Below are 9898 nucleotides of genomic sequence, written 5' to 3'. Positions count from 1 at the left end.
CCGCCACCCCCGAGACGTCGTCGCCCTCCCCGGAGGAGACGGCCGAGGAACCGACGGACGCGCCCACGCCGGACGAACCCGACGAGGCTCCGGACGCCGACGACGGGTTCTGGATGGCACAGCTGTTCTCGGAGCCGGTCGGCAGCGGCGCCGAGGTGCGCGACGAGCGGCTGGCCGCCGTCCGCGCCGAGGGCGTGCCCGAGGCCGAGGTGCTGTTGAGCGACGACTTCGCCTCGCTCAACCCGGGCTACTGGGTGATCTACGCGCCGGGGCCGTTCGCCGACGGCCGCGACGCGCTCGCGTTCTGCGCCGACCGCGGCCGCACCACCCCCAACCAGTGCATGGGCCGCTACCTCAGCGACGACCCGGCCGACAGCGTCTACATCTGCCAGCCGAGGGACGGCGGCAGCGGCCGGTGCGAGCGGGAGTGAGGGACGACGCCCGCCGACACCGCGGCTTCGGACGTCGTGCCGGCCCCGCGCGGCGGTTCGCTCAGCCGAGCTCGCGCAGGAAGTCCCCGACCACCCGCCAGGTGCGCGTCGAGGCCTCCTCGTCGTGGTCGGGCACGCCCCGGTGGGTGTAGAGGTGGCCGGCGCCCGGGTAGCGGAAGACCTCGACGTCGGCGCCTGCCTCGCGCATCCTCAGGTACCAGACGGTCTGCCAGTCGTGCGGCTCGTAGGCGTCCGGGTCGGCGACGTGCAGCTGCGTCGGGAGGCCGTCGACGGCCGCGTCGTCCGGCACCTCGCCGGTGCCGTGCAGCAACAGCAGGCCGCGGGCCTTCTCGTCGCCGAACGCGATGGTCTGGGCGAGCCAGGCGCCGAGCGAGAAGCCGGCGTAGACGAGGCCGGTGTCGGAGTGCGGCGCGGCGGCGGCGATGGCGCGGCGCAGGATCTCGTCCTGCCCGATCTCGTCCTTGAGTTCGACGCCGGCCTCCACCGACTCCGGGGTGCGGCCGTCGAACAGGTCGGGGGTGAACACGCGGTGCCCGGCTGACCTGAGCCGTTCCGCGGTCTCCTCGACGGTGGGGTGTAGCCCGAGGACGGAATGAAAAAGCATGATATCGGTCACGGTCCGAAATCCCCTCGGGTGATAGCTATGGGTCGGGGCGCCATCCTGCCAGGTGGAAACCGACGAAAACGCCCCGAGGGCAGAGCGGGAAGAGGAGCTGAGAGCGCCGATGCACGATGTGTTGCGGCCGTTGCTCGCGATAGGCGGCACCATCACGTTGACCGTGGCCCTGGGCTGGCTGATCGACCGGGCACTGTGCGTGGCCGACGCCCGGCATCCCGACACGCGCCTGTGGAGACTGCTCCGCCGCTGCCAGCTGCCGTTGCAGGTGCTGCTGGCCACGGTGGGCACGATGGTCGCCTACGACCTGTTCGACCTGGAACTGCGGCGCAACGACGTGTTCCGCAGCCTGTTGGCCCTGGTGGCGATCGCTTCCACGGCCTGGCTGACCATCCGGGCTGCGGGCGCGGTCGCCGAGAACTACCTGGTCCGCTACGAGGAACGCACGCACGACCTGGCCAGGGTGCGGCAGTTCAGAACCCAGCTGACGATGCTGCGGCGGGTGGTCACCTCGGTCCTCGCGGTGGTCGCGGCGGCCGTCACCATCCTGCTGCTCTTCCCCGACCTGCGGGCGCTCGGCACCTCGATGCTGGCGTCGGCCGGCGTCATCGGCATCATCGCCGGTGTCGCGGCCCAGGCGATGCTGAGCAACCTGTTCGCCGGCCTCCAGATCGCCTTCGGCGACTCGGTGAAGATCGGCGACACCGTGGTGGTGGACGGCGAGTGGGGCACGGTGGAGGAGATGTCGCTGGCCTTCCTCACCGTCCGGATATGGGACGACCGGCGGCTGACGATGCCGGTGTCGTACTTCAACAGCCGCCCCTACGAGAACTGGTCGCGCGGCGGCAGCGAGATCACCGGCACCGTCTTCCTCCACCTCGACCACTCCACCCCGGTGTCCGAACTGCGCAAGCACCTCGGGGAGTTCCTGGAGAGCCGTGGGGACTGGGACGGCCGGCACTGGGGTCTCGTGGTCACCGACACCACGCCGACCACCATCGAGGTCCGGGCCGCGATGTCGGCGGCGAACGCCGGCGACGCCTGGTCGGTGCGGTGCGCGGTCCGGGAGGAACTGGTGGCCTGGCTGCGCGACAACCACCCCTACGCGCTGCCCCGCGTCAACACGGGCCCGGCCGCGCTGCCGCCCACGGCCGACTGATCCGGGGCCGCCGGCCGGGTCCTACGTCCCGTGGTGCGGCAGGCTGCGCTGGTCGAGCTCGCGCAGCACCCGGTCCACCACCTCGGGGTCGGCGCCCGGCTCCCGGCGCGCGTCCAGCACCTCGGCCCTGGCCGCGGACAGCATCTCCCCGTAGAGGTCGTGGAGCTCCCGCAGCCGCTGGACGCGGGCCCGCACGTTCTCCCGGCGCTCCTCCTCGGCCACCCGGGGGGAGATCCGGGAGCCGAGGTCGTAGACCCGCTTGGACAGGGCGTCGACGAGTTCCTCCGGCACCTCGGGGCGCGCCTCGATCTCGCGCAGCCGCCGCTTGGCCGCCTTGGCGGCGCGCACCGCCAGCTCGTGTTCCAGGCGCTCCTCGGCGGCGGTGTCCGCCTCGACGCCGAGCAGGCGGGCCAGCCAGGGCAGGGTGAGCCCCTGGATCAGCAGGGTGCCGATGACGGCGGCGAACGCCACGAAGACGATGGCGTCCCGCTCCGGGAAGTCGCCGCCGTCGTCCACGGTGAACGGGAGGGCGAGCACCAGGGCCACGGTGACCACGCCGCGGATCCCGGCCCACCAGATGATCACCGTCTCCCGCCAGGTGAGCGGGATCTCCTCGGCGTAGTCGGCACGCCGGTGCAGCCGCTTGGCCAGCCAGGCGGCGGGGAGCAGCCACAGCAGGCGGACGACGAGCAGCGTGGCGAGGACGAGCGCGGCGGCGGGCAGCAGTTGGCCCCAGCGTTCGGTGACGGTGCCGAGGACCACGCTGAGCTCGAGGCCGATCAGGCCGAAGGCGATGCCGGTGACCAGGGTGTCGATCACGGCCCAGAAGCTGCGGCCGGTCAGCCGGCCCGCCACGTCGTCCGGGTCGGCGGCCCACTCGGCGAGGAAGAGCGCGGACACCAGGACGGCGAGCACCCCGGAGCCGCGCAGCTCCTCGGCCAAGGTGTAGGAGGCGAAGGGCACGAGCAGGGTGAGCCCGGTGCGCAGGGTGGCGTCGCCCAGCAGGTCGAGCAGCCGGGCGGTGCCCCAGCCGAGCACCAGGCCGACGGCGATCGCCACGGCGGCCGAGAGCAGCAGCTCGCCGCCGGCACCGAGGACGGAGAACGAGCCGCCGACGGCGGCGATGACCGCGACGTGGTAGAGCGTGATCGCGGTGACGTCGTTGAACAGGCCCTCGCCCTCCAGGATGGACACCATCCGGCGGGGCAGCCCGATCCGGCCGGCCACCGCGGTGGCGGCGACCGGGTCGGGCGGCGCGACCAGCGCGCCGAGCGCGATCGCGGGGGCGAGCGGCAGCCCGGGGATCACCAGCTGGGCCACGACGGCCACGGCGGCCGTCGTCACGAAGACCAGCGCGACGGCGAGCAGCAGGATGGGCCTGATGTTGCCGAGGAACTGCCGCCAGGAGGTGCGCTGGGCCGCCGCGTAGAGCAGTGGGGGCAGCACGAGCGGCAGGATCAGCTCGGGCGGGATGTCGACGTTGGGCACCCAGGGCAGGACGGCGAGCACCCCGCCGAGCAGGGTCATCAGCACCGGCGGCGGCATGGCCAACCGGTCGCCGAGCGGCACGGTCAGCACGGCGCCGAGCCCCAGCACGAAGAGCAGGGTGAGCTGGCCCATGGCGCCGCCCCCGCCGCTCTACGCGCTCTCGGCCCGCAGCGCCGTCAGTGCGAACCGCAGGTCCTCGGGATAGTCGCTGGTGAACTCCACCCAGCGGCCGTCGGCGGGGTGGGTGAAGCCGAGCCGCACCGCGTGCAGCCACTGCCGGGTGAGCTTGAGGCGGCGGGCCAGCGTGGGGTCGGCGCCGTAGGTGAGGTCACCGACGCAGGGGTGGCGGTGGGCGGCCATGTGCACCCGGATCTGGTGGGTGCGGCCCGTCTCCAGCTTGATGTCGAGCAGGCTGGCGGCGCGGAACGCCTCGACGAGGTCGTAGTGGGTGACGGACGGCTTGCCCTCGGCGGTGACGGCCCACTTGTAGTCGTGCTGCGGATGCCGGCCGATGGGGGCGTCGATGGTGCCGCTGAGCGGATCCGGGTGGCCCTGGACGAGCGCGTGGTAGCGCTTGTCGACCGTCCGCTCGCGGAACTGCTGCTTGAGCAGCGTGTAGGCGCGCTCCGACTTGGCGACCGTCATCAGGCCGGACGTGCCGACGTCGAGGCGGTGCACGATGCCCTGCCGCTCGGCGGCGCCGGAGGTGGAGACGCGGTAGCCGGCGGCGGCCAGGCCGCCGATCACGGTGGTACCCGTCCAGCCGGGGCTGGGGTGGGCGGCGACGCCCACGGGCTTGTCGACGACCACGAGGTCCTCGTCGTCGTGGACGATCACCATGCCCTCGACCGGCTCGGCCACCACCCGGACCGGGGTGGGCGGCGGGGGCATCTCGACCTCGATCCAGGAACCGCCGGTGACCCGCTCCGACTTGCCCACCGCGGCGCCGTCGAGGGTGACCTTGCCGGCGGCCGCCAGCTCGGCCGCCTTGGTCCTGGAGAAGCCCAGCATGCGGGCGAGAGCGGCGTCGACGCGCTCCCCCTCGAGGCCCTCGGGTACGGGCAGTGCGCGGATCTCGGGAGTTTCGGGAAGCGTGCTCACCTGAACGAGTATGCCGGACAGCGCATCAGTCCCGGTGCACGGTGCCGTCCGGATCGAGGCCGCGGAAGGACAGCAGGACGATCAGGATGCCGCCGCAGACGATCGCGGAGTCGGCGAGATTGAACACCGCGAAGTTCTGGGGCGCGATGAAGTCGACCACATGTCCCTGGAGCACGCCGGGCGTGCGGAAGATCCGGTCGGTGAGGTTGCCGAGCGCGCCGCCGAGCAGCAGGCCGAGCGCGATCGCCCAGGGGGTGCTGTAGAGCCGGCTGGCGAGCCGGATGATCACCACGATGACTGCGGCGGCGATACAGGTGAAGACGATGGTGAAGGCGGAGCCGATGCCGAAGGCGGCGCCGGCGTTGCGGACGACGTCGAAGCGCAGCCACTCGCCGATCACGTCGACGCTCTTGGGCGGCGTCGGGTTCTCCAGCAACTCGACGACCAGGGTCTTGGTGATCAGGTCGAGGGCATAGGCGAAGGCGGCGACGCAGGCGACCACGCCGATCCGCCGCCGGCCCCGGGCCTCCGGGGCCTCGTCGTCGCTCTCCTCGGTCGGCCGGACCTCGCCCGCTTCGTCCGCTCTGTCCGCCTCCTCGGCCGTGGGATGCTCGTCCGGTGTCTCGATGATCCGCTCCGCCTCGCTCACGGGATTGAGAGTACGACACTCCAGTGCGACAAACGGCAGCCTGAGCTGATCCGGCGAACCGCGGGCCTAGAACCGCCGCTCCTGGCGCTGCTTGCAGTCGACGCAGAGGGTGGCCCGCGGGAACGCCTGCATCCTGGCCTTGCCGATCGGCTTGCCGCAGTTCTCGCACAGGCCGTAGGTGCCGGCGTCGATCCGCTGCAGCGCCCGCTCGGTCTGGTACAGCATCTCGCGGGCGTTGGTGGCCAGCGCCATCTCGTGCTCGCGGGTCACGTTCTTGGTGCCGGTGTCCGCCTGGTCGTCGCCCGCGCCGTCCCCCGAGTCGCGCATCAGGCCGGCCAGCGAGGCCTCGGCGTCGGCGATCTCGACGCGCAGCCGGTCCGCCTCCGCGACCAGCTCGCCGCGGGCCTCCGCCACCTCCTCGGGGGTCCACGGATCCTCGCCGGTGCGCACCGCGAGATCGCCGGGGGCGGTGGCGGCCGAGAGACGGGCCGGGGGCACCGCGGTCTCCTTGTCCACCGTGTCCACGACGGTCTCCTCCGTGGTGCTCTTCTTCCCTGCCACCTTCTTGGCTCCCGTCTTCCCGGCCGTCCTGCGCCCGCTGGTCGTGGCGCGCCTGCTGGTGGTTCCCGCGCTGTGCTCCTCGCCGGCGGGCGGGGCGGCCGCCGCCTTCTTCGCCGCCCGCCCGCCGCCCGCGGCCTTCTTCGCCGCCGCCGGCCGCCGCTCGTCGTTCTCCGCCGTCGCCTGCTGTGTGGTCTTCTTCGCTGCCACCATGGCGGCGGCCCCTTCACATAGTGTGATCTTGCTCGCGAATCGTGACCGGAACGATAAATCGACTTCGGGCGCGCGGCAACCAGGGCGCGCCGGTCTCCCTGCGTTGTGCCCCGCCCGGCCCCGGGCTTAACCGGTCGTCGCGGTCCTGCGGCGCCCCGTACACTGGCCGGAGCGAAAGGCGTTGACGGGGACGAGTAGCGTCGGCGGCGGCCGTGAGCGACCTGGGGACGGTGTGAGCCCAGGGGTCCGCCCGGCGCGAAGATCACCCCCGAGTCGTCGGCGGAAAGCCCACCGGTCACGGCCGGCGTGGTGAGTAGATCCGGCAGTCGCGGCCCAATGAGTGGGCCGAGGGCGCCGCCGAACCAGGCGGCCCCCGGTCAAGGAGGGTGGTACCGCGGGAGCGCGTGCTCTCGTCCCTCCGACGGAGAACGCAGAGTGTGTGTCCGCCGGAGGACGACCGATGACGCAGTACCGCCACGTACCGGCCCAGGTCGAACTGCCACAACTGGAGCACGGAGTGCTCGAGCTGTGGCAGCAGAACAAGACCTTCGCCCGAAGCCTCGAACAGTCGGAGGGGCGCCCCGAGTGGGTGTTCTACGAGGGCCCGCCGACCGCCAACGGCATGCCGGGCGCCCACCACATCGAGGCCCGGGTCTTCAAGGACGTGTTCCCGCGCTTCCGCACCATGCGCGGCTACCACGTCGTCCGCAAGGCCGGCTGGGACTGCCACGGCCTCCCGGTCGAGCTGGCCGTCGAGAAGGAGCTCGGCTTCAGCGGCAAGCCGGACATCGAGGCGTACGGCATCGCCGAGTTCAACGCGAAGTGCCGTGAGTCCGTCACCCGGCACACCGACGCCTTCGCCGAGCTGACCCGCCGCATGGGGTACTGGGTCGACCTGGACGCCGCCTACCGCACCATGGACCCGGAGTACGTCGAGTCCGTGTGGTGGTCGCTCAAGCAGATCTTCGAGAAGGGGCTGCTCGGCCAGGACCACCGCGTCGCCCCCTGGTGCCCGCGCTGCGAGACCGGGCTCTCCGACCACGAGCTGGCCCAGGGCTACGAGACGGTCGTCGACCCCTCCGTCTACGTCCGGATGCCGCTGCGCTCCGGCCCGTTGGCCGGCGAGGCCGCGCTCCTGGTGTGGACCACCACGCCCTGGACCCTGGTCTCCAACACGGCGGTCGCCGCCAACCCCGACGTCACCTACGCCGTCGCCACCGACGGCACCGAGCGGCTGGTGGTCGCCGAGGCACTCCTCGACAAGGCGCTCGGCGAGGGCTGGTCGGCCACCGGCCAGACCTTCACCGGCCGCGAGATGGAGCGCTGGGCCTACCAGCGGCCCTTCGACGTCGTCGACTTCGGCGGTGCCGAGGCGCACTTCGTGGTCCTGGCCGACTACGTCACCACCGAGGACGGCACGGGCCTGGTCCACCAGGCCCCGGCGTTCGGCGAGGACGACCTGCTGACCTGCCGCGGCTACGGGCTGCCGATGGTCAACCCGGTCCGCACCGACGGCACCTTCGAGGAGGGCCTGCCGCTGATCGGCGGCCAGTTCTTCAAGAAGGCCGACGAGGCGCTGGTCGCCGACCTGGCCGAGCGCGGCCTGCTCTTCCGCCACCTCGCCTACGAGCACAGCTATCCGCACTGCTGGCGGTGCCACACCCCGCTGCTCTACTACGCACAGCCGTCCTGGTACATCCGCACCACCCGGATCAAGGAGGCGCTGCTGCGGGAGAACGAGGCGACCACCTGGTACCCGGAGTCCGTCAAGCACGGCCGCTACGGCGAGTGGCTCGACAACAACGTGGACTGGGCGCTCTCCCGGAACCGCTACTGGGGCACCCCGCTGCCGATCTGGCGCTGCGAGGACGGCCACCTCACCTGCGTGGGCTCGCTCGCCGAGCTGGGCGAGCTGACCGGCGCCGACCAGTCCGGGCTCGACCCGCACCGGCCGTTCATCGACGAGGTGGTCTTCGGCTGCCCGACCGAGGGCTGCGCCCACACGGCGACCCGGGTCCCCGAGGTCATCGACGCCTGGTACGACTCGGGCTCCATGCCGTTCGCCCAGTGGGGCTACCCGCACCGCAACCGCGAGCAGTTCGAGAGCCGCTACCCGGCCCAGTACATCTGCGAGGCCATCGACCAGACCCGCGGCTGGTTCTACACGCTGATGGCCGTCGGCACCCTGGTCTTCGACCGGTCCTCCTACGAGAACGTCGTCTGCCTCGGCCACATCCTCGCCGAGGACGGCCGCAAGATGTCCAAGCACCTGGGCAACACGCTGGAGCCCATCCCGCTGATGGAGCGGCACGGCGCGGACGCGGTCCGCTGGTTCATGGCGGCCAGCGGCTCGCCCTGGGCGGCCCGCCGGGTCGGTCACGGCACCATCCAGGAGGTGGTCCGCAAGACCCTGCTGACCTACTGGAACACCGTCGCCTTCCAGGCGCTCTACGCCCGCACCGGCGGCTGGGCGCCCAGCGGCTCCGACCCGGCGCCGGCCGACCGGCCGCTGCTCGACCGCTGGCTGCTCAGCGAGCTCAACGCGCTGGTCGAGGCCGTCACCAAGGCCATGGACAACTTCGACACCCAGCGCACCGGCAAGCTGATCTCCACCTTCGTGGACGACCTGTCCAACTGGTACGTGCGGCGGTCCCGCCGCCGCTTCTGGCAGGCCGAGCCGGCCGCGCTGCGCACGCTGCACGAGGTGCTGGAGACCGTCACCCGGCTGATGGCACCGCTGGTGCCGTTCATCACCGAGCGGGTCTGGCAGGACCTGGTGGTGTCGGTGACGCCCGGCGCACCCGACTCGGTGCACCTGGCCGGTTGGCCGCAGGCCGACCAGGCGCTGGTCGACCCCGACCTGTCCCAGGACATGCTGCTGGTGCGCCGGCTCGTGGAGCTGGGCCGTGCCACCCGCGCCGAGTCCGGCGTGAAGACCCGGCAGCCGCTGTCCCGCGCGCTGGTCGCCGCCCAGGGCTTCGAGCTGCTCGGCGACGACCTGCGCGGGCAGATCGCCGAGGAGCTCAACGTGGCGGGCCTGGCCGCGCTCTCCGAGATGGGCGGCTCCCTCGTCGACACCTCGGCCAAGGCCAACTTCCGCGCGCTGGGCCGACGGTTCGGCAAGGGCACCCAGCCGGTGGCCAGGGCCATCGCCGAGGCGGACGCCGCGGAGCTCTCCGCCGCGCTGCGCGCCGGCACCGCCTCGGTCGAGGTGGACGGCGAGCGGGTGGAGCTCGGCCCCGAGGAGGTCATCATCACCGAAACCCCGCGCGAGGGCTGGTCGGTGGCCTCGGACACGGGCGCCACGGTGGCCCTCGACCTGGAGATCACCCCCGAGCTGCGCCGGGCCGGCCTGGCGAGGGACGTGATCCGGCTGATCCAGGAGGCCAGGAAGAACAGCGGCCTCGACGTGGTCGACCGGATCGCGGTGCGCTGGGTGACCGACGATCCGGAGTTGACGCGGGCGCTCGCCGACCACCAGGCGCTGATCCGTGGCGAGGTGCTGGCCACCGACTTCGCCGAGGGTGAGGGCGACGAGGGCTTCGGCGCCCCCTTCGGCGACGAGGCCCTGGGCGGCACCTTCCGGCTGCGGAAGAGCTGACCGGAAGAGCTGACGGACGGCGAGAGGGGCGGGGCCCGGATCCTGGGATCCGGGCCCCGCC

The 9898-nt window shown here is 72.4% G+C and carries 7 protein-coding genes and 1 pseudogene; 3 read left to right on the top strand and 5 right to left on the bottom strand.

Going from position 1 to position 9898, the window contains the following annotated elements; all coding sequences use genetic code 11:
• Positions 1-431, top strand: a pseudogene (locus E1283_RS37475) (serine/threonine protein kinase); the annotation flags it as partial.
• Positions 432-492: 61 nt separating this feature from the next.
• Here the strand turns inward: E1283_RS37475 and E1283_RS24355 are convergent.
• Complete coding sequence (locus E1283_RS24355; protein ID WP_132820278.1) at positions 493-1056, bottom strand: dienelactone hydrolase family protein; 564 nt, start codon at positions 1054-1056, stop codon at positions 493-495.
• A gap of 121 nt (positions 1057-1177) precedes the next feature.
• Between E1283_RS24355 and E1283_RS24350 the strand changes: the two genes are divergently transcribed.
• Positions 1178-2227 carry a mechanosensitive ion channel family protein gene (locus E1283_RS24350; RefSeq protein ID WP_132820277.1) on the top strand — a complete coding sequence of 350 codons (1050 nt, stop codon included), beginning with the start codon at positions 1178-1180 and terminating at the stop codon, positions 2225-2227.
• A gap of 21 nt (positions 2228-2248) precedes the next feature.
• Here E1283_RS24350 and E1283_RS24345 read toward each other — a convergent pair whose 3' ends face one another.
• The 4 genes from E1283_RS24345 to E1283_RS24330 form a co-directional block, all read right to left on the bottom strand.
• Complete coding sequence (locus tag E1283_RS24345) at positions 2249-3847, bottom strand: Na+/H+ antiporter (protein ID WP_132820276.1); 1599 nt, start codon at positions 3845-3847, stop codon at positions 2249-2251.
• 18 nt (positions 3848-3865) lie between these two features.
• The gene (locus tag E1283_RS24340) at positions 3866-4816 is read right to left on the bottom strand and encodes an RluA family pseudouridine synthase (RefSeq protein ID WP_132820275.1); all 951 of its coding nucleotides are present in this window, start codon (positions 4814-4816) and stop codon (positions 3866-3868) included.
• 25 nt (positions 4817-4841) lie between these two features.
• Entirely contained in the window at positions 4842-5465 is a 624-nt protein-coding gene (lspA, locus tag E1283_RS24335) for a signal peptidase II (RefSeq protein ID WP_132820274.1), read from the bottom strand.
• A gap of 66 nt (positions 5466-5531) precedes the next feature.
• Entirely contained in the window at positions 5532-6236 is a 705-nt protein-coding gene (locus E1283_RS24330; RefSeq protein ID WP_132820273.1) for a TraR/DksA family transcriptional regulator, read from the bottom strand.
• A 460-nt stretch (positions 6237-6696) separates the two neighbouring features.
• Here E1283_RS24330 and ileS point away from each other — a divergent pair, with 460 nt between their 5' ends.
• Positions 6697-9837, top strand: a complete 3141-nt coding sequence (ileS, locus tag E1283_RS24325; protein ID WP_132820272.1) for an isoleucine--tRNA ligase — start codon at positions 6697-6699, stop codon at positions 9835-9837.
• Positions 9838-9898 lie beyond the last annotated feature (61 nt).

This window comes from Streptomyces hainanensis, from assembly GCF_004348415.1.
GTDB classification, from domain to species: domain Bacteria; phylum Actinomycetota; class Actinomycetes; order Streptomycetales; family Streptomycetaceae; genus Streptomyces; species Streptomyces hainanensis.
The sequence above is the reverse complement of the archived record's forward strand: the minus strand, read 5'-3'. Positions and strand labels throughout refer to the sequence as shown.

What these genes read in the sequence shown, in the direction of transcription:
- E1283_RS24355 (WP_132820278.1), bottom strand. Translation starts at nt 1,056, where the DNA reads ATGCTTTTTCATTCCGTCCTCGGGCTACACCCCACCGTCGAGGAGACC.
- E1283_RS24350 (WP_132820277.1), top strand. Translation starts at nt 1,178, where the DNA reads ATGCACGATGTGTTGCGGCCGTTGCTCGCGATAGGCGGCACCATCACG.
- E1283_RS24345 (WP_132820276.1), bottom strand. Translation starts at nt 3,847, where the DNA reads ATGGGCCAGCTCACCCTGCTCTTCGTGCTGGGGCTCGGCGCCGTGCTG.
- E1283_RS24330 (WP_132820273.1), bottom strand. Translation starts at nt 6,236, where the DNA reads ATGGTGGCAGCGAAGAAGACCACACAGCAGGCGACGGCGGAGAACGAC.
- ileS (WP_132820272.1), top strand. Translation starts at nt 6,697, where the DNA reads ATGACGCAGTACCGCCACGTACCGGCCCAGGTCGAACTGCCACAACTG.